This is a genomic window from Flavobacterium sp. TR2, from assembly GCF_025252405.1.
Classification (GTDB): domain Bacteria; phylum Bacteroidota; class Bacteroidia; order Flavobacteriales; family Flavobacteriaceae; genus Flavobacterium.
The window spans coordinates 1,410,397-1,428,882 of sequence record NZ_CP104307.1 but is presented as its reverse complement, the minus strand read 5'-3'; the positions used below and the strand labels follow the sequence as shown (position 1 = coordinate 1,428,882).

Below are 18,486 nucleotides of genomic sequence, written 5' to 3'. Positions count from 1 at the left end.
TCCCGAAGCTTCGGGAGAAATCTTTTTATTTTTTGCATCAAAAAGTAAAAAATTGAAACGGAAAGCTGAAAACCATATGTAAAAAAAATGCCAATTGCATTGCTTCTGAGCATCTTAAAATAAAATGCTATTAATCTAAGAACAATGAACTTAAGATTTATTAGCAGGAAAAAACTATCTTTGCACAAATTAATGATTCTATGAACAATAAGGAAGGCAACAATAAAAGAGGCGGATCGAGACCAAACAGCTCACGATCAAACTCTAACAAGCCAAAACCTGCTTTACCAAAACGCGCGCAGGGACCGAAAAAAGTAAAACCTGAAGTAAAAGCAGCACAGGAGGCAGCAGCCGAAAAATTCAGAAAACAAAATCAGCCGGCAAAGAGACAAAAGGCTTCAGATGAAATTCGTCTGAACAAATACATCTCAAATTCTGGTGTTTGTTCTCGTCGTGATGCTGACATTTATATTCAGTCTGGTAACGTAAAAGTTAACGGTACGGTGGTTACTGAAATGGGGTATTTGGTAAAACTGAATGATGTTGTAAACTTTGACGGTGTTACGCTAACTCCAGAAAAGAAAGAATATATTTTACTGAATAAGCCCAAAAACTTTACAACTGCTCTTGACGAAGGCCAGGAATATCGTAACGTTCTAGAACTTGTTCGCGGCGCTACAAATGCAAAAATTGCTCCTGTCGGAAGAATGGACAAGAATACGACTGGTTTGCTTTTGTTTACAAACGACACCGACATGATTCGTAAATTTACACTTCCGAATCAAAAATCGTCTAAGATTTACCAAGTTTCTTTAGACAAAAACTTAAAATTTGAAGATTTAGAAAAAATCAGCAAAGGCCTTTTTCTTGACGGGCACCGCGTTTTTGTTGAAGAAGTAAGCTATATAGATGGTGAGCCAAAAAACGAAGTCGGCCTTAAATTGCGTACTGCTAACGTAAAAGTGGTGCGTGCTATTTTTGAATCTTTCGAATATAATGTATTGCGTATTGACCGTGTTTCATTTGCTGGACTGACCAAAAAGAATCTTCCTCGCGGAAACTGGCGCTTTTTGACCGATCAAGAAATTATCAATTTGAAAAATATGTAATTACTTTTCAAATTAACCTATAAATAAATCCTGTTTTCTTTGAGAACGGGATTTTTTGTTTTAGAAACTAAAGAAATTATGTCCGAAAAGAGTAAAAATAGATCTTCCGATTGATTGATTTTTGTCTTCGACTGTTTCGTAAGATGAAAAACCTAGGATGATTTTGATTCCGGGAGGAATGCTGTTTAAAATATCTCTTTTTTGATCGTCTAAAAGAAGTTTTAAACTTTCTATTAATTGAAGATTGTATCTTAAGTAAGACATTACAAGTAATGCTGAAAAGTTAAGTATTTCGCGGGCTGTTTCGCTTTTTATACCCACTTCGTTTGAAACCATTTCTGAAATTCTGCCTTTTTTATTAGAAAATAATTCTTTCAGCAATATATTTCCTTCTAAGCGGTAACAGTCGTCGACTGATAAAATTCTGCCTGCATTAAAATCTACTTCTTGGTAAAAAGTGGAATCTTCTTGGATTAGGGAAACAATTTCGGAGTAAAAATCAGATTCTTCGGCTTTGTTGTAGAGTCCCATTAAAATTGTGCCAATCGAGACGTCTATTCCCTTTATTAAAAGTGCATCATTCTCAAAATAAAACTTGTTTAACTTGGAGACAACATTAGAAGAAATAAAGCGTCTAAGTTCAATTTGTAGGTTTGGGGTCATACTCATAACTTAAAAAATGATTATTTATACTTATTTAAAATAACCGACAAAGTGAGGCTTTTTATCGATTATCGTGATAAAAATATAAAATATTTTAACATTTCCAAAAATTAAGTTAAAAATTTAGGTCGTATATTTTCAAGCATTTAGCCTCAAAAAAACAGGAAATGAGCAAACATAAAGCTTGGCGCAAGTCCTACAATACAAAAATTATATTTAAAATTTTAAGAGTTTTTTTCAAAAAATTAAAAATATAGGAAAAAGCTTAAGGTCAAAATTACCATTTAGAAAATAAGCCTCTATTTTGCCAGAGGATAGTCAGAAAAATCCCGAGATAAATTACTGAAAAAAAGAAGTTCACAAAACTAGAAGCCAAGAATCCGAGGACAGAACCTGTTGCTGCTTTTAAAGCGCGCTTATGATTTTGAGAATCGTACAACAGTTCGCCAACAAGCGCCCCAACAAACGGACCAATAATGACTCCAAACGGAATGGGTGCCAGAATCCCGACAATCAAACCAATATTAGTTCCCCAAACCCCATAAGAGCTTCCTCCAAACTTTTTGGTTCCTTTAGATGGAATTACGTAATCCAAAATTGTGATTGTTACCATTACAACAAATGTGATTCCAAGAATCCAGTAATTATTTTCTACTGCTTTTGTCAGATACAGCAGCAGCAGCCCTACCCAACAGCTTGACAATCCGGGCAAAACAGGCAGAAAACTGCCAAAAACACCTACAATTACACATATAAAGCCCAACAGCACTAAAAGTAAATCCATAATTTTTTTGTAAATTTGTGCTTACAATTTAAGATATTTTAATAATATGCAAACTTTTGTTAAAATAGTTTTTATTCTTTTTTTCGCATTCTCCATTTGCGAAAATACGTTAGCTCAATCTAAGAAACTTTCTGCAGACGACCGAGTGCTGCAAGACAGTCTTTACAACAATAATAAGAAAAAAGTAGTAAATTTTTCTCTGAAAGACTTTGATAACTTGTTTTTCGAATTTTTCAATAAAAAAAACGATCCTGATATTATTTTAACAAAATCGGAGTTTTATACTTATACTGTTCAAATAGCAGCTTTCTCAGACAGACTTGTCAAATTATATCCTGATCAAAAGGAAGTTGCAGAAAAAAATAAACAAAATTGGCTATCTGAAAACTATGAAGATTATTTAGAATACAAAGCATCCCAAAAAAAATAATCGTATTTTTGTTCATTCATTCAATTCTAAAACTTTGAGGCAGTTTTTCCCTTTTTTTATTTGCATTCTTTTCAATTCTTGTCAATATTTTGAGAAGCAGGTTCCCTCTGAAAAAGAATTACTTCAAAAAGAGTTAAAATCGATCAATTGGAAAGAAGTTGACGAATATCCTTCTGTTCCTAACTGCGAAAAAATTGCTGATAAAAAACTTCGCCAGCAGTGCTTTTTTGAAGTCATGTCAAACCTAATAGAAGAAAAACTAAATGTCGATACATTGTCTATATTGTATCCAGAATTGGATACAATTGAGGTAAAAGTTACTGTTTTTCCAAATTCGACTATGAAATTTGAACCGCAGTTCCCTAAAGATTCCGTAGCTTATGACACCATAAAAATTGACAGTATTCTGCACGCCCGCTTAGTCGATTTCCCGAAAGTAAATCCGGCCATAAAACGAGGTATTCCAGTAAAAACACAATTTATTCTGCCAGTAATTATAAAAGCAAAAGACGAGAAATAGTTTTTTCTAACCATATAAGTGATGTAAGTTCATTTAAATTGGAATGTATTACTGATTCGCTTAACTCAAATCTATTATACTTACATAGTTTAATAGATTTCACCATATAAGTGATGTAAATTCATTCAAATTGGAGTGTATTACTGATTCGCTTAACTCAATCTCCTATATTAGCTTATACAGTTTATATATTTCACCATATAAGTGATGTAAGTTCATTTAAATTGGAGTGTATTACTGTTCGCTTAACTCAAATCTATTATACTTACATAGTTTAACATATTTCACCATATAAGTGATGCAAGTTCACTTAAATGGGGATGTGTTAGTGATTCGCTTAATTCAAATCTATTATATTAGCTTATACAATTTAATATATTGCACCACAATAAGTGATGTAAGTTCGTTTAAATGGGGATGTTTAGTGATTCGCTTAACTCAAATCTCTTATATTGACTGATAAAGTTTAATATATTTTCATCATATCAGTGAGGTAAATTCATTCAGAATTAGAATGCTGAAGTGATACGTCCGACTTAAATCTCTTATATAACTTATATGGTTTAATTTACTGAGAAAAACGTCGGTCCTTCCACTCATAAGAACCAAACAAACTGTACAAAGCGACTGTCGAGCTAAAAAACGGATACAGCAGACTGCTTAGCAAAAGACTTTTTATTCTCGTTTTAGTCAAAAACTGATTTGTCATTGAAAGCAAAACATAATCGATTGCAAACTTAAAAAAAGCGAAAAGCACAAAAATCGGATACGCCCAAATTCCGAAAAGAAGAAGAAAAAATCCAATTACAAAACTCAAATTTCCAAAGAAAACAATCAGACCCAGAAATTTACCAAAAGCGCTTTTATATGAGCTTGTTTTTGCCGCCCAGCGCACTCGCTGATGAAATAATGCTTTCCAGTTTTCGGTTGGTTTTGTAGAGACAATGGCCTTATCAGCTTTTAAATAATGAACTGTATCAGGAAACTTTTCGACTGCTTTCTGCAATAAAAAAACATCATCTCCGCTGGCAATTTTATTGTTTCCATCAAAACCATTCAGTTTTTCAAACAATGATTTTGTGTACGCAAAATTGGCTCCGTTGCACATAAAACCTTTATTCAAACCAAAACTCCCAATCGTCGCGCCTTGCAGACTCGTTAAATCTAATTGCTGAAAATGATCTAAAAATGAGTTTTCGCACCTGTATGTAACCGCACCCGCTAGCATTGAAACTTTGTTTTCCTGAATATAATTATCAAAATTCAAAAGCCAGTTCACAGGAACGACACAATCGGCATCGGTCGTGATGACCCAATCGGTATTTACGTGCTGTATTGCGGCTGTAATGGCATCTTTTTTAGGAGAATTCGAAACCCTAATGTTATCTATTATCGAAACTTGAAAGCTGAAACTTGAAAGCTGAAACTCCTCATTTGAAGAATCATCAACCAAAATCACTTCAAACAAATCTGTCGGATAATTTAAATTTGAAAAACTTTCTAAAAGTATCGGCAGATTTTCTTCTTCATTTCGAAACGGAACTATAATCGTAAAACTCGTCTGCGGTTTTAAATCTGTTTTCTGATATTGTCGCACTTTAAAAAAACCATAAATCAGCAAAGAAATGCTCACAATATAAATGGCTAATATGCTGAATAATATCAAAATCATTCTGTCGTTTTGGTTTTAAAATTCAACACAAAATAGCTTCCTAAAACTACTGGCAGAACGACGTTCAAAAACCACATTAAAGTGCTGATGAAAATTACAATCCATTCGTTTACCCCTAAAATTCCGAAGAAATATATTGCTACGCTTCCCTTTACAGCAAAATCTAAAAACTGAAAAGTGGGTAAAGACGAAGCCAAAAAGTAAACCGATGTAATCGCGGCCATTAAGGTTAAATAAGGCAAATCGACATCAAAGCCTAAAAACAAAAAATAATACTGATGCGAAAAAACCAGATAACGGCAGATTCCTAAAAAGATATTTTTCTGATGAACCGATTTCGGAATTTCGTTGATTTTATGAATCAATTTTTCAATCGAATAGCCTTTTACTTTTATTTTTTTAATTGAAAATAAAAGAATCAAAATCATCATAAATCCGCCAAAAAGAATCAGAACTGTTTTAGTTGTAATTACATTGAATTCAGCGTTAAAATACAATAATCCGAAAATTCCAAAAATGATGGTTAGAATCATTTGGATTCCGTTGCAGATCAAATTCAAGAAAACAACTTTTTTGGCTTCAGATTTAGAATAATACAATGCTTTTCCTGCGTACTCTCCTACTCCATTTGGCGTAAAAATTCCAGCGGTCAGAGCGGCTAGAACCTGTTTTGTAGCTTCGTAAACCGATATTTTATGAATAACCTGCGCCAGATTCTGCCATTTTAAAATCTCGAAATAACGATTCAAAACACTCAAAAGAAGAATAAACGAAATCCCTAAAACCGACTGATTTTTCTTGAACAAAACAATAAACTTATTCCAGTCTAATTTGTCATTGTTAGCCAGCTGATTGTAGATAAAATAAAATGCTCCGCCAACAATCAAAAGTTTGGCCAGAAGAACTAGGAATTGCTTAGCTTTGTGAGGAATTGAAATCATGCCGCAAAAGTAATCAAATGTGGCAATTAGAAAATTAGAAAATGAGTCAATTTTCTAAACTTGAAACCTTAAACTTGAAACCACAATCTCTTGACACAAGAACGCATCATATTAGGCATTGACCCTGGAACCACAATTATGGGTTTTGGATTGATTAAAGTAACCAATAAAAAAATGGAATTTCTGCAATTGAACGAATTACAGCTTTCCAAATACGATAATCATTACCAAAAACTAAGAATCATTTTTGAAAGAACCATCGAATTAATCGAAACGCATTGTCCAGACGAAATTGCGATTGAAGCGCCTTTCTTTGGCAAGAACGTGCAATCGATGTTAAAACTTGGTCGTGCACAAGGGGTTGCGATGGCAGCAGGACTTTCAAGAGGCATTCCGATTACTGAATACGAACCTAAAAAGATAAAAATGGCCATTACCGGAAACGGAAATGCAAGCAAAGAACAGGTTGCCAAAATGCTGCAACAGCTTTTAGGATTAAAAGAATTGCCCAAAAATCTCGATTCAACAGACGGTTTGGCGGCTGCCGTTTGCCATCACTTCAATTCTGGAAAAGTCGTCGCTGGAAAGAGTTATTCAGGCTGGGATGCTTTTGTGAAACAAAATGAGGATCGGGTTAAAAAATGAGTCAAATATGGCAATTTGATAATTAGATAATTCTGTAGACAACGAATAAATTATCTAATTGACTAATTATCTAAATTATCTAATTAAAAATGTCGGGAATCTATATTCACATACCATTCTGCAAACAGGCTTGCCATTACTGCGATTTTCATTTTTCGACTTCGATGAAAAAGAAAGATGAAATGGTTTTAGCATTAGCCAAAGAAATTGCTATGCGTAAACCCTTCGACTCCGCTCAGGATGACAATATCATTGAAACTATTTATTTTGGTGGTGGAACTCCTTCGGTTTTATCAAATGACGAAATAAACTTTTTAATTTCAGAAGTTTATAAAAATTATAATGTTGTCGAAAATCCAGAAATTACGCTTGAAGCCAATCCAGATGATTTGTCTGTCGAAAGAATTTTAGAATTATCTAAAAGTCCGATAAATCGTCTGAGTATCGGAATTCAGTCTTTTTATGAAGATGATTTGAAGATGATGAATCGCGCTCATAATTCGGCGGAAGCCAAAAAATGTTTGGAAGAAGCAACCAAATATTTCGACAATATTTCACTCGATTTGATTTACGGAATTCCGGGAATGAGCGACGAAATGTGGAGACAGAATATTCAGACTGCTTTAGATTTTGGCGTTCCTCATATTTCGAGTTACGCTTTGACGGTTGAACCAAAAACCGCTTTAAGCAAATTAATTCAAACAGGAAAAATTGCTGAACCTCAAGACGAAGCAGCTTCCAACCATTTTATGATTTTGGTTGAAATGCTTCAGAAAAACGGGTTTATTCACTATGAATTGTCAAATTTTGGAAAAGAGAATTATTTCTCCAAAAACAATTCTGCTTATTGGTTAGGGAAAAAATATATCGGAATCGGGCCTTCGGCTCACAGTTATGACGGCGAAAAAAGAGGCTGGAATATTGCCAATAATTCGTTGTATTTAAAAGCAATTCAAAACGATGAACTCCCAATTGAAACTGAGATTCTAACCATTTCAGATCGTTATAACGAATATATCATGACGGGATTGCGAACCATTTGGGGCGTTTCTCTAAACCGAATTGAAAATGAATTTGGGACAGAATATTTGAATTATTTATTAGAACAATCTAAAAAATTCTTAAACGACGATCTTCTTTCTATTGAAAACAACATTCTGAAACCAACCATTAAAGGAAAATTTTTAACGGATGGAATTGCGAGTGATTTGTTTTATGTAGATGCTGAGATTTAACCGCAAGGTTCGCTAAGGTTTACGCAAAGAACGCTATTTTATTTTTTGTAAGAATAAAATTATGTTTTAAGATTTCAAATATTATATTTGAGACTTAATATTGATTTTATGACAGAGAATGATTTATCCCGAATTGTATTTAATTCTGCACTAAAAGTTCATCAAACTTTAGGCCCAGGACTTTTAGAAAGTGCTTATGAAGAATGCTTATTTTATGAATTAAGGAAATTGGGACTTTCAGTTGAAAAACAAAAGGCCTTACCGTTAGTTTATGAAGAAGTAAAATTAGATATTGGCTATCGACTAGATATTTTAGTAGAAAATAAACTAATTTTGGAAATAAAGTCTGTAGATTGCTTAAATGAAGTTCACTTTGCGCAACTATTGACTTATTTAAAATTAACAAATTGCAAACTAGGATTATTAATAAATTTTAATGTTGCCCTACTAAAACATGGAGTTAAAAGAATAGCAAATAATCTTTAATAAAATCCTTGCGCCCTTTGCGTAAACCTTAGCGAACCTTGCGGTTAAATTATGATAGCAAAAATCAACAACTTCGAAATCGACTTATCAAAACCTATTGATATTTCCATTCCATTGACAAATACCGACGAAAACCCGATTGCGTGGTATATTGAAAAACCTGAAATCGAGCCTGTTGTTTTTGGCGACTGGATTGGAAAAGTTTCGGAAGGAAAATCATCTACGAATTTTAATAATATTTTCTTCAATCCGCATGGGCATGGTACGCATACGGAATGCTTAGGGCATATTACAAATGATTTTTACAGTATTAATCAATCGTTGAAACAGTTTTTCTTTTTTGCTAAATTGATTACGGTTGAGCCTGAGAAGATTGATGATGATTTTGTGATTACGAAAGAGCAAGTTCAGAAAGCGTTGAGCGCTTCTCCCCAAACTTCGGGATCGCTGAGCGTGACAAACGGAGCTTTGATTATTAGAACACTTCCAAATCAGCTGGAAAAAAAGTCTCGAAAATATTCGAATACCAATCCGCCATATTTAGCTGAAGACGCTGCGATTTTCATCCGCGAAAGCGAAATTCAGCATTTGTTGATTGATCTTCCGAGTGTTGATCGAGAACATGACGAAGGGAAATTATTGGCTCACAAAGCATTTTGGAACGTAAAAGACACGCATAATCTAAATCCTGATGCAAGATTAAACGCCACAATTACAGAAATGATTTATGTTTCAGACGAAATTGAAGATGGAGATTACATACTAAATCTTCAAATTGCTTCGTTTGAAAATGATGCAAGTCCGAGCAAACCTTTATTATTTAAGATTTTAAATAGGGTTTAGATTTCTATTCCTGCAAAAAATCTTAAATCTGAACTCTAAAATCTAAAACTAAATGATTACCGTTTCTACAGATAAAACCAAGCTCGATGTTCCATTTATACAGCACTTTTTAAAAGACATATATTGGGCTGCGGGGCGAACTATAGAAGAAGTCCAACGCACGATTGACGCTTCGGTTTGTTTTGGGATTTATTCGGATGGCAACCAAATTGGGTTTGCGCGCGTGATAACCGATTATGTCGTTTTTGCTTATTTAATGGATGTTTTTATTGCCGAAGAACATCGCGGAAAAGGATATTCGTCGATTTTAATAGATGCCATGATGAAGGAACCGCAATTGCAAGAAGTCAAAATTTGGCGACTGGCTACAACTGATGCACACTTTTTATACGAGAAATTCGGATTTACAAAACTGAATCATCCTGAAAAGATGATGGAAAAAATAGTAAAATGAAAACAATCATAAAACTCGAAGAAGCGGCTTTATTTATTCTCGGAATATTTCTTTTTAACCGTTTAAATTATGAATGGTGGTGGTTTCCGGTTTTAATTTTGGCTCCTGATTTATCGATGATCGGATATGTTTTCGGAAACAAAATTGGTGCTTTTGCTTATAATTTATTTCATCATAAAGGAATTGCACTTTTAATTTATGCAATTGGATATTATTTAAGCATTGAAAACATTCAATTAACAGGAATTATTTTATTTTCGCATTCGGCAATGGATAGAATTTTCGGTTACGGACTGAAATACGAGAAAGGCTTTAAATACACACATTTAGGTGAAATTGGAAAATAAACAGTTATGAATTTAGAAACGTTTTACGAATATTGTCTTTCTAAAAAAGGGGTCAGCGAGCATTTCCCTTTTGATGAGAATACGCTCGTTTTTAAAGTGGGCGGAAAAATGTTTGCTTTGTCTTCTCTCTCTCAATGGGAAAAAAATGAGCAGTCTGTCAATTTAAAATGCGATCCAGACCGCGCGCAAGAACTCAGGGCAGAATATGACGAAATTCAACCTGGATATCACATGAGCAAAGTGCATTGGAACACGGTGGCATTAAATGGAAATTTACCCGTAAAATTTGTCAAAGAATTGATCGACCATTCGTATGAATTGGTTTTCAAAAGTTTGACAAAGAAAATTCAAAATGAAATTACTCAATTAGAAAATTAGGCATTACATTTGCAGGGTAAGATCAAAACTTAAAAACCCGAATCAGTTTGCAAATTAGCAATTTATAGAATCATGAAAGAACAATTTAAAAAATTTCTGAACGAAGAACAAGATCCAAAAGCGATTGAAAAAATCACTTCGAAACTTAACGATTTATTGATGAAAGGCGAAGAAGTTGGATACATCGCAGTGCAAAAAAAACCTGCCATCACTGTTTTTCCAGACAGCATTGTATTGACTAACAAACGTATTATTATCTGTAAGCCTAAAAATTTAGGTCTTTCTATGGATTTTACCGATTATACTTGGGATGATATTGCAAGTACTTTTGTAAAAGAGAATATTTTAGGTTCTGAATTCTCATTTGGAACAAAAACTGATTTAGCTATTTCTATTGATTATATTCCGAAAATTCAAGCTAGAAAAATTTATACTTACGCTAAAGAGCAATTAGATATATTGAAGAATCCTGTTCAGACAGCAACACCAGTTCAAGAAGCTGCTGAGCCTGTTTTTGAAGAAGAAGCTGAAGAAGTTGAAGAAGTTGAAACAGAAGAAGTAACAAGCTTTGCAGAAATTTTACCAGCTGCCCCAGCTGTTACCGAAACTTATGAACCGCTTCCAGCCCAGCCAGCAGGAGAGCGCAAATTAAGCGATCTATCTAAAGAAGAGCTTTTTGATAAATTACAGAACTACAAAAAACTTCTTGATAATGGTTTGATCATGCAAGGAGAATATGATGCTTATAAAAAAGAGATTTTAAGTTATATGTAAGTCGTAAAGTCGAAAGTCGTAAAGTCAAAAGTCAAAAGTCGAAAGTCATAAAGTCGATTATAGAGACTTAAAAAAAAGCCTGAAATAGAAATTTTCTATTTCAGGCTTTTATTATTTAGACAAAGTCAAAAACTTTAAGACTTTCGACTTTTGACTTTTGACTTTCCAACTTTAAGACTAAAGCGTAGCTTTCTGTTTTTCTACAAATTTATGCGATTGCAATTCCAACAATTCCTTCGCGTTTTTTCGCTGCAGATCAAAAAGCCCTCTATCTTCTGCAATCTCAGCGTAGACTTTATCGTGCATTTCGGCGCTTGTTTTAACCAATAATTCTCTTTGGTATTTATTTTGTGCCAAAGTGGCTTTCATTGCCGTTTCGGCTTCTTCTTGTTTGAAATCAAATTCCCCTTTTGGAGCTAATAATTTGGCAATAATTGGCGATGTTTCGATTGCTAAAAACAACAGCATAATAAAAAATGACGGCAGCCAAGGCAATTTGTTCAATGCATTAATACGAGCCATTAATCCGTCGAAACCTTCAATGATGGGTTGTGTCTGCGAAACTTTTTTGTCTAAATCGGCTTGAAGCTGCACCCCTGCTTTTTCTTTTTCAGCAATTTTAGCTTCGTTTGTTTTTTTAAGCGTTTCAAATTCTTTTAAAGCTGCATCATGTTTTTCTCGCTTCTCTTTATAAACTGGACCTTTTCCTAGTTTTTTAGTACCGGCAGTTCCTTCGGCTTCGGTAATGTACACCGAATACAAATCGTTTACTTCTTTCTCTTTCTTTACAATATCAGCTTTTAGCGCGGCAATTTCTGCTTTATTTTTATCTAAATCTGTTTTGAAATAAGTTCCAATTTGTTTTTTATTGGCCAATTCCATTTCGTTTTTCTCTTTCAATAAAACGGTATTGATTTCTTTTTCGAAGATTTTAATTTCCAAAGGCTTCGAAATTACAATTGCTATAATAATTGCCAATGCAATACGAGGAGTTGCCTGCAGGAATTCGTCCAGAAAACGATCTCTTTTCTTAATCGTAGAAACGATAAATCGGTCTAAATTAAAAATCAATAAACTCCATACAAATCCAAAAATCAAAGCGGGATAAATAGAATCAAAAACGGTGAAAAGTGCGTAGGCGCTGGCCAAGAAAGCCATAACTGCTGTAAAAAATACTGTGGCTCCAATACCTGCGTATTTGGTTTGTTCGCCTTCTGAACAGTCTTTCAGGATGTCTCGGTCGACTCCTGAACATAGGATAAAAAATTGTTTTAACATGATTGATGATTTTTGATTGATTGATACGGCAAATTTAGCGCCAAATTTTCAAATACGGTCAAATTATTCTTTTTCTTTTTAATTGTGAATCAATTATTTGTCTGCTTAAGTGTTATTTAAACATTAATAGATTTCAAATTTTAAGAGACAATCATAACACTATGTTAATTTTTTTTCAAGGCTGTAGTAATATATGGGTTTTAGTTTCGCAACCAAAATCAAACTAAACACACACAATGAAGAAATTTTATCTATTAACAGCATTCTTTTTATTCGCCTTTACAGGTTTTGCTCAGAAAGCGATTATATCAGGAAAGATATTAGACGCCGATGACAAACTGCCACTTCCTGGAGCTATGGTTCAAATTGTGGGAGAAAAAAAATACACCGTTTCTGACTATAATGGTCGTTTCGAACTATTAAATATTAACGAAGGAACTTACAAAGTTGAAGTAAAATATATTGGATATACTGCATTAACTCAAGAAATAAAAGTTGAACAGGGAAAAAACAACGTAATTGATTTTGCTCTTAAAGCTTCTGAAAATGAACTGAAAGAGGTTGTTGTTGGAGACATCTTAAAAGGTCAGGCAAAAGCATTGAACCAACAGAAAAACAATAAAAACATCGGAAACGTAATTTCATCAGACCAAATGGGACGTTTTCCAGATGCTAACGTAGGAGACGCTTTAAAACGTGTTCCGGGTATCACGATGCAGAATGATCAAGGTGAAGCTCGTAACATTATTATTAGAGGTTTGGCGCCATCTTTAAACTCTGTTACTTTAAATGGCGATAGAATTCCTTCTGCTGAAGGAGACAACAGAAACGTACAAATGGACTTAATTCCTTCTGATATGATTTCTACAATCGAAGTAAACAAAACCCTTACATCAGACATGGATGCCGATGCAATTGGAGGTTCTGTGAACTTAATTACAAGAGCAACTCCAAATGGAGAAAGAATTTCGGCAACTCTTGCAGGAGGATATTTGCCAATTCGTGACCACGCTTCTTACACTGCTGGTTTGGTTTATGGTAACCGTTTTGCTAATGATAAATTGGGAGTAGTTTTCAGCGGATCTTACAACAACGTCGATTATGGTTCTGATAACATCGAAAACGAATGGGTAAAAGATGATTTTGGAAATGAATATTTACAAGCATCTGAAATTAGAAAATACGACGTACAACGTATTCGCCGAAGTGCATCTGTTGCTTTAGATTATAAATTTAATGACAACAATACCATTTTTGCTAATGCAATTTACAACTGGAGAGATGACAGAGAAAACCGTTTTAGAACAACTTACGATGATATCGAACCGCTTTATAATGGTGAAGAAATTGTTGGTTTTGAAGGCCGTGTTAAACGTCAGACAAAAGGCGGTTTAGACAATAATAGAAACAAAAACAGAAGGTTAGAAGATCAGAGAGTGCAAAACTATTCTATTCGCGGAGAGCACTTAATCAACTCGACATTAGATTTAGACTGGTCTGCCAACTATGCAAAAGCAAGAGAATACCGCCCAGGTGAGCGTTACATCGAATACCGCCAGAAAGGTTTAGAAATGTTTGAAGATTTATCAGACATCAGATTTCCTTTGATGACAACTGTTGGCGAGTCTGTTGACAAATTTAAATTTAACTCGGTTACTGAAAATACAGACGAAACTAGCGAAAGCGAATTTGGCGCAAAAGTAAATATCCGTTTTCCATTCTCTGTAATTGCAGGCGAAAAAGGAAGATTGAGAACTGGTCTTAGACTTCGTTTAAAAGAAAAAGAAAGAAACAATAATTTCTATTCTTACACTCCGCTTAACGATGATATGGAATTATTATCTCAGGTTCCGACCTCTTATTTCGACGGAAAAGATTTCAATCCAGGAAGCAAATATGTGCCAGGAACTTTTGCTTCAGCTTCTTTCTTAGGAAGTTTAGACTTAAATAATCCTACTTTATTTGAAAAAGAGGCTGACCCGGCAGAATATTTAGCAGTAAACTATAATGCTAAAGAAAGAATTACTGCTGCGTATGTAAGATGGGATCAGGATTTTAATGATAAACTTTCTATGGTTTTAGGTTTTCGTGTTGAGAATACGCACATCGATTATACAGGAAACCGCGTGTTAGACGAAGAAGAATTAGAAAGCAAAATCAACAACACCAACTCTTACACTAATTTATTGCCGAGTATTTCATTGCAATACAATGCTACAAAAGATTTGATTTTGAGAGCCGCTGCTACAACAGCTTTGGCAAGACCAAACTATTACGCATTGGCACCTTATGTAAACAACATTGCTGCCGATAAAGAAATTACAGCTGGAAATCCAGATCTTAACGCTACTTATTCATACAACTATGATTTCATGGCAGAGAATTATTTCAAATCTGTTGGTTTAATTTCTGGAGGCGTTTTCTACAAAAGATTAAACGATTTCATTTATAATTATAGCGATAACCAATATACTGCTGAAAAATTTGCTGCCGATTTCCCAAATCAGGCAAATCCAATTCCAGCGGGAGAAAACTGGTCATTTTTACAGTCTAGAAACGGAGACAATGTTGATGTTTACGGGTTTGAAGTGGCGTTTCAGCGTCAGTTAGATTTCCTGCCTGGTAAATTCTTAAAAGGTTTTGGCATTTATTTGAACTATACTTACACAAAATCTAAAGCAAGCGGAATTGCTGACGAAGACGGAAATGAAAGAAATGACATTAGCCTCCCAGGAACAACTCCTCATATGTTTAACGGATCTTTATCTTGGGAAAACAAACGTTTCTCTGCTAGAATCTCAACCAACTTTACATCTGATTATTTAGATGAATTAGGTTCTGAATCTTACAAAGACAGCTACTATGACAAGCAGTTCTTCTTAGATGCAAATGCTTCTTATAAAATCACGAAACAATTGCGTGTTTTTGCTGAAGCAAATAACTTGACAAACCAGCCGTTGCGCTACTACCAAGGAGTTGCTGCTCATACAAAACAGGCTGAATATTATCAGCCGCGTTACAATTTCGGATTGAAATTAGACTTGTAACCTGAACTTTTTTAAAATTCTTAAATTAGACAGAGTTTAGCGCTCTGTCTAATTGCATTAAAATATAACACAAATGAAAAATAAATCTTTAGTCGTTTTTTTACTTTTAAACCTTGCCTTTACCTCTTGCAAAGACGATAAATTAGCGCCGATTCAGCCAAATGCCTTAAAACCAACAGCAGTTACAGAAGCGCTGCCTCACGACACAGACGATCCTTCTATCTGGATTAACCCAACCGATGCTTCCAAAAGCATTATTGTAGGCACAGATAAAGACACCGACGGAGGTTTATATGCTTTTGATTTGAATGGAAAAATCCTTAAAAAATCAATTCCGTTAAAACGTCCAAACAATGTCGATATCGCTTACGGATTGATTATAGACGGAAAAAAAGTAGACGTTGCAGTTACAACAGAACGTGAAGAAAATAAAATCAGAATTTTTAGTTTACCTGATTTAGAACCAATTGACAATGGGGGAATTCCTGTTTTTGAAGGAGAATCTCAACGCGATCCTATGGGCGTAGCTTTATATACGCGCCCAAGCGACGGAAAGATTTTTGCTATTGTGGGAAGAAAAACAGGCCCATCTGGAAGTTATTTATGGCAGTATGAACTTTTTGGAAACGGAAAATTTGCTGCAGCAAAAGTGGTTCGCAAATTCGGAACTTATAGCGGAAAGAAAGAAATCGAAGCCATTGCTGTCGATAACGAATTAGGTTTTGTTTACTATTGCGACGAACAGGCCGGAATTAGAAAATACAAAGCAGATCCTGCTTTAAATGACAATAAAGAATTGGCTTTCTTTGGTCAGAAAGATTTCAAAGCAGATCATGAAGGAATTGCGATCTACAAAAAAACAGATTCTACTGGATATATTTTAGTATCAAACCAGCAGGCAAATTCTTTTATGGTTTACCCAAGAGAAGGTGCAAACGGAAACCCAAACAATCATCCATTGTTAGCTGAAGTTCCAACTTCTACAATTGAATGTGATGGCGCAGATGTGACAAGTGTAAACTTAGGTCCAAAATATAAAAACGGACTTTTTGTAGCAATGAGCAACGGAATGACTTTCCACTATTACGCTTGGGATCTAATCCAGAAACGTATAGACGAGTCTAAAAAATAAAGTCTCAAGGTTTTCAGTCGCAGTTTGTGTTCAGTGTCTATTTTTTTACTGCGATTGGAAACCAACTAAAAAAAGCTGTTCATCTCTGAACAGCTTTTTTATTTTTGAATCAAATAATTCCTTTTATTCTGTAATCGGTGCGCCTGCTAAGATTTCAGCATTTGCAAACTCTTCAAATTTGGCAAAATTAGCTTTGAATTTATGTGCCAATTCTAACGCTTTTTTATCGTATAAATCTTTGTCTTCCCAAGTATTTCTAGGATTTAAAATTTCCACAGGAACATTTGGACAATCTTGAGGAATTTCAATTCCAAATACTTCATGGTTTTTAAACGCTACATCATTCAATTCTCCTTTTAATGCAGCAGTAATCATAGCACGAGTATATTTAAGCTTCATACGGCTTCCTGTTCCGTAAGCTCCTCCAGTCCATCCTGTATTGATCAGCCAAACTTTTACTCCTGCATCTTTCATTTTTTTGCTTAACATTTCAGCATAACGCGTTGGATGCAAAGGCATAAATGGAGCTCCAAAACAAGCAGAGAAATTAGGTTGCGGTTCTGTTACACCAGCTTCTGTACCAGCAACTTTTGCCGTATATCCAGAAATAAAGTGGTAAGCTGCCTGACCTGGAGTCAATCTTGAGATTGGAGGCAAAATTCCGAAAGAATCTGCCGTTAAGAAAAATATATTTTTAGGATTGTGTCCAATCAAACCTGGCTGTACATTATCAATATGTGTAATAGGATAACTTACACGAGTATTTTGAGTAATAGAAACATCGTCAAAATCAACAACATTTGTTCCAGCTTTGAAAACCACATTTTCTAAAAGCGCTCCTTTTTTGATCGCTCTAAAAATGTCTGGTTCATTTTCTTCTGTTAAATTGATCACTTTTGCATAACATCCGCCTTCAAAATTGAAAACAGTATTTTCGTTTGTCCAGCCGTGCTCATCGTCTCCGATTAATTTACGCTCTGGATCTGCAGATAAAGTCGTTTTTCCAGTACCAGACAACCCGAAAAAGATTGCTGTATCTCCTGCCTCACCAACATTGGCGCTACAGTGCATTGGAAGTGTATTTTTGAAAACTGGAAGAATAAAGTTTAATGCAGAAAAAATTCCTTTTTTCATTTCTCCTGTGTAACCAGTTCCTCCAATTAAAGCAATTTTTTTAGTAAAATCTAAGATAGCAAAATTAGACTGGCGTGTTCCATCTACAGCAGGATCTGCCATAAAACTCGGAGCACAAACTACTGTCCATTCTGGAGTAAAATTAGCCAGTTCTGAAGCTTCTGGACGTAAGAACATATTGTAGCAAAACAAGTTTGACCAAGCAGTTTCTGTTACAACACGAACATTTAATCTATAATTTGGATCAGAACACACATAAGAATCACGAACAAAAACTTCTTTGTTTGATAAAAATGCTGTTACCTTATTATAAAGCTTTTCAAAAGCTTGGGGCTCAAATGGGATATTTACATTTCCCCACCAAATTTGATCTTTTGTAATATCGTCTTTTACGATAAAACGATCTTGCGGAGAACGACCTGTAAATTCTCCTGTATTAATCGCTAATGCTCCAGTAGAATTCTCAACACCTTGACCTGACTGCAAAGTAATCTCATGTAACTCATTTGCAGATAGTTGATAACGAACTTTTGCATTTTCAATCCCTAACTCCTTTAACGAAATCGATTGCGCCAAAACTGTATTAGTGTCCATAAATTTTTAAGTTGTGTGTG

19 protein-coding genes are annotated in these 18,486 nt (G+C 34.6%); 13 read left to right on the top strand and 6 right to left on the bottom strand.

Annotation, left to right across the window (positions count from 1 at the left end):
* Positions 1-200: 200 nt before the first annotated feature.
* Positions 201-1,109 carry a pseudouridine synthase gene (locus N4T20_RS06620; RefSeq protein ID WP_260672285.1) on the top strand — a complete coding sequence of 303 codons (909 nt, stop codon included), beginning with the start codon at positions 201-203 and terminating at the stop codon, positions 1,107-1,109.
* A gap of 60 nt (positions 1,110-1,169) precedes the next feature.
* Here N4T20_RS06620 and N4T20_RS06615 read toward each other — a convergent pair whose 3' ends face one another.
* On the bottom strand, positions 1,170-1,772 hold the full coding sequence (locus tag N4T20_RS06615; RefSeq protein WP_260672284.1) for a DUF937 domain-containing protein: 603 nt from the start codon (positions 1,770-1,772) through the stop codon (positions 1,170-1,172).
* 277 nt (positions 1,773-2,049) lie between these two features.
* On the bottom strand, positions 2,050-2,556 hold the full coding sequence (locus tag N4T20_RS06610; protein WP_260672283.1) for a DUF456 domain-containing protein: 507 nt from the start codon (positions 2,554-2,556) through the stop codon (positions 2,050-2,052).
* A 46-nt stretch (positions 2,557-2,602) separates the two neighbouring features.
* Between N4T20_RS06610 and N4T20_RS06605 the strand changes: the two genes are divergently transcribed.
* Positions 2,603-2,986, top strand: coding sequence for a hypothetical protein (locus N4T20_RS06605; RefSeq protein ID WP_260672282.1), 384 nt, complete (start codon positions 2,603-2,605; stop codon positions 2,984-2,986).
* A gap of 34 nt (positions 2,987-3,020) precedes the next feature.
* Positions 3,021-3,506, top strand: a complete 486-nt coding sequence (locus N4T20_RS06600) for a hypothetical protein (protein WP_260672281.1) — start codon at positions 3,021-3,023, stop codon at positions 3,504-3,506.
* A gap of 568 nt (positions 3,507-4,074) precedes the next feature.
* Here N4T20_RS06600 and N4T20_RS06595 read toward each other — a convergent pair.
* Together N4T20_RS06595 and N4T20_RS06590 are read right to left on the bottom strand one after the other, a co-directional pair.
* Positions 4,075-5,178: a glycosyltransferase family 2 protein gene (locus tag N4T20_RS06595; RefSeq protein ID WP_260672280.1), complete on the bottom strand. Its 1,104-nt coding sequence runs from the start codon at positions 5,176-5,178 to the stop codon at positions 4,075-4,077.
* On the bottom strand, positions 5,175-6,119 hold the full coding sequence (locus N4T20_RS06590; RefSeq protein ID WP_260672279.1) for a flippase-like domain-containing protein: 945 nt from the start codon (positions 6,117-6,119) through the stop codon (positions 5,175-5,177). Before N4T20_RS06590 ends, N4T20_RS06595 begins: the two co-directional genes overlap by 4 nt.
* A gap of 90 nt (positions 6,120-6,209) precedes the next feature.
* On the opposite strand from N4T20_RS06590, the gene ruvC reads away from it, so the two are divergent.
* The 8 genes from ruvC (at position 6,210) to N4T20_RS06550 (ending at position 11,281) form a co-directional block, all read left to right on the top strand.
* Entirely contained in the window at positions 6,210-6,764 is a 555-nt protein-coding gene (gene ruvC / locus N4T20_RS06585) for a crossover junction endodeoxyribonuclease RuvC (protein ID WP_125723175.1), read from the top strand.
* Between the two features lie 89 nt (positions 6,765-6,853).
* Positions 6,854-7,999, top strand: coding sequence for a radical SAM family heme chaperone HemW (gene hemW / locus N4T20_RS06580; protein WP_260672278.1), 1,146 nt, complete (start codon positions 6,854-6,856; stop codon positions 7,997-7,999).
* A gap of 108 nt (positions 8,000-8,107) precedes the next feature.
* On the top strand, positions 8,108-8,485 hold the full coding sequence (locus N4T20_RS06575) for a GxxExxY protein (protein ID WP_260672277.1): 378 nt from the start codon (positions 8,108-8,110) through the stop codon (positions 8,483-8,485).
* Between the two features lie 51 nt (positions 8,486-8,536).
* Positions 8,537-9,328, top strand: a complete 792-nt coding sequence (locus N4T20_RS06570; protein WP_260672276.1) for a cyclase family protein — start codon at positions 8,537-8,539, stop codon at positions 9,326-9,328.
* A gap of 52 nt (positions 9,329-9,380) precedes the next feature.
* A complete protein-coding gene (locus N4T20_RS06565; protein WP_260672275.1) occupies positions 9,381-9,782 on the top strand; it encodes a GNAT family N-acetyltransferase in 402 nt (133 codons plus the stop codon).
* Positions 9,779-10,129, top strand: coding sequence for a DUF4260 domain-containing protein (locus N4T20_RS06560; RefSeq protein ID WP_260672274.1), 351 nt, complete (start codon positions 9,779-9,781; stop codon positions 10,127-10,129). Before N4T20_RS06565 ends, N4T20_RS06560 begins: the two co-directional genes overlap by 4 nt.
* 6 nt (positions 10,130-10,135) lie before the next feature.
* The gene (locus N4T20_RS06555) at positions 10,136-10,507 is read left to right on the top strand and encodes an MmcQ/YjbR family DNA-binding protein (protein WP_260672273.1); all 372 of its coding nucleotides are present in this window, start codon (positions 10,136-10,138) and stop codon (positions 10,505-10,507) included.
* Positions 10,508-10,579: 72 nt separating this feature from the next.
* Positions 10,580-11,281 carry a PH domain-containing protein gene (locus N4T20_RS06550; RefSeq protein ID WP_260672272.1) on the top strand — a complete coding sequence of 234 codons (702 nt, stop codon included), beginning with the start codon at positions 10,580-10,582 and terminating at the stop codon, positions 11,279-11,281.
* 177 nt (positions 11,282-11,458) lie between these two features.
* On the opposite strand, the gene N4T20_RS06545 is transcribed toward N4T20_RS06550, so the two are convergent.
* Entirely contained in the window at positions 11,459-12,559 is a 1,101-nt protein-coding gene (locus N4T20_RS06545; protein ID WP_260672271.1) for a DUF4407 domain-containing protein, read from the bottom strand.
* Positions 12,560-12,795: 236 nt separating this feature from the next.
* Between N4T20_RS06545 and N4T20_RS06540 the strand changes: the two genes are divergently transcribed.
* On the top strand, positions 12,796-15,606 hold the full coding sequence (locus N4T20_RS06540) for a TonB-dependent receptor (protein ID WP_260672270.1): 2,811 nt from the start codon (positions 12,796-12,798) through the stop codon (positions 15,604-15,606).
* A 73-nt stretch (positions 15,607-15,679) separates the two neighbouring features.
* Positions 15,680-16,738, top strand: a complete 1,059-nt coding sequence (locus N4T20_RS06535) for a phytase (protein ID WP_260672269.1) — start codon at positions 15,680-15,682, stop codon at positions 16,736-16,738.
* Positions 16,739-16,861: 123 nt separating this feature from the next.
* On the opposite strand, the gene pckA is transcribed toward N4T20_RS06535, so the two are convergent.
* Positions 16,862-18,466: a phosphoenolpyruvate carboxykinase (ATP) gene (pckA, locus tag N4T20_RS06530; protein WP_260672268.1), complete on the bottom strand. Its 1,605-nt coding sequence runs from the start codon at positions 18,464-18,466 to the stop codon at positions 16,862-16,864.
* Between the last annotated feature and the right edge of the window lie 20 nt (positions 18,467-18,486).

Bases quoted from the DNA above. Each gene is read 5' to 3' on its own strand.
- N4T20_RS06620 (WP_260672285.1), top strand. From the start codon at position 201: ATGAACAATAAGGAAGGCAACAATAAAAGAGGCGGATCGAGACCAAAC.
- N4T20_RS06615 (WP_260672284.1), bottom strand. From the start codon at position 1,772: ATGACCCCAAACCTACAAATTGAACTTAGACGCTTTATTTCTTCTAAT.
- N4T20_RS06610 (WP_260672283.1), bottom strand. From the start codon at position 2,556: ATGGATTTACTTTTAGTGCTGTTGGGCTTTATATGTGTAATTGTAGGT.
- N4T20_RS06605 (WP_260672282.1), top strand. From the start codon at position 2,603: ATGCAAACTTTTGTTAAAATAGTTTTTATTCTTTTTTTCGCATTCTCC.
- N4T20_RS06595 (WP_260672280.1), bottom strand. From the start codon at position 5,178: ATGATTTTGATATTATTCAGCATATTAGCCATTTATATTGTGAGCATT.
- N4T20_RS06590 (WP_260672279.1), bottom strand. From the start codon at position 6,119: ATGATTTCAATTCCTCACAAAGCTAAGCAATTCCTAGTTCTTCTGGCC.
- hemW (WP_260672278.1), top strand. From the start codon at position 6,854: ATGTCGGGAATCTATATTCACATACCATTCTGCAAACAGGCTTGCCAT.
- N4T20_RS06575 (WP_260672277.1), top strand. From the start codon at position 8,108: ATGACAGAGAATGATTTATCCCGAATTGTATTTAATTCTGCACTAAAA.
- N4T20_RS06570 (WP_260672276.1), top strand. From the start codon at position 8,537: ATGATAGCAAAAATCAACAACTTCGAAATCGACTTATCAAAACCTATT.
- N4T20_RS06565 (WP_260672275.1), top strand. From the start codon at position 9,381: ATGATTACCGTTTCTACAGATAAAACCAAGCTCGATGTTCCATTTATA.
- N4T20_RS06560 (WP_260672274.1), top strand. From the start codon at position 9,779: ATGAAAACAATCATAAAACTCGAAGAAGCGGCTTTATTTATTCTCGGA.
- N4T20_RS06555 (WP_260672273.1), top strand. From the start codon at position 10,136: ATGAATTTAGAAACGTTTTACGAATATTGTCTTTCTAAAAAAGGGGTC.
- N4T20_RS06550 (WP_260672272.1), top strand. From the start codon at position 10,580: ATGAAAGAACAATTTAAAAAATTTCTGAACGAAGAACAAGATCCAAAA.
- N4T20_RS06545 (WP_260672271.1), bottom strand. From the start codon at position 12,559: ATGTTAAAACAATTTTTTATCCTATGTTCAGGAGTCGACCGAGACATC.
- N4T20_RS06540 (WP_260672270.1), top strand. From the start codon at position 12,796: ATGAAGAAATTTTATCTATTAACAGCATTCTTTTTATTCGCCTTTACA.
- N4T20_RS06535 (WP_260672269.1), top strand. From the start codon at position 15,680: ATGAAAAATAAATCTTTAGTCGTTTTTTTACTTTTAAACCTTGCCTTT.
- pckA (WP_260672268.1), bottom strand. From the start codon at position 18,466: ATGGACACTAATACAGTTTTGGCGCAATCGATTTCGTTAAAGGAGTTA.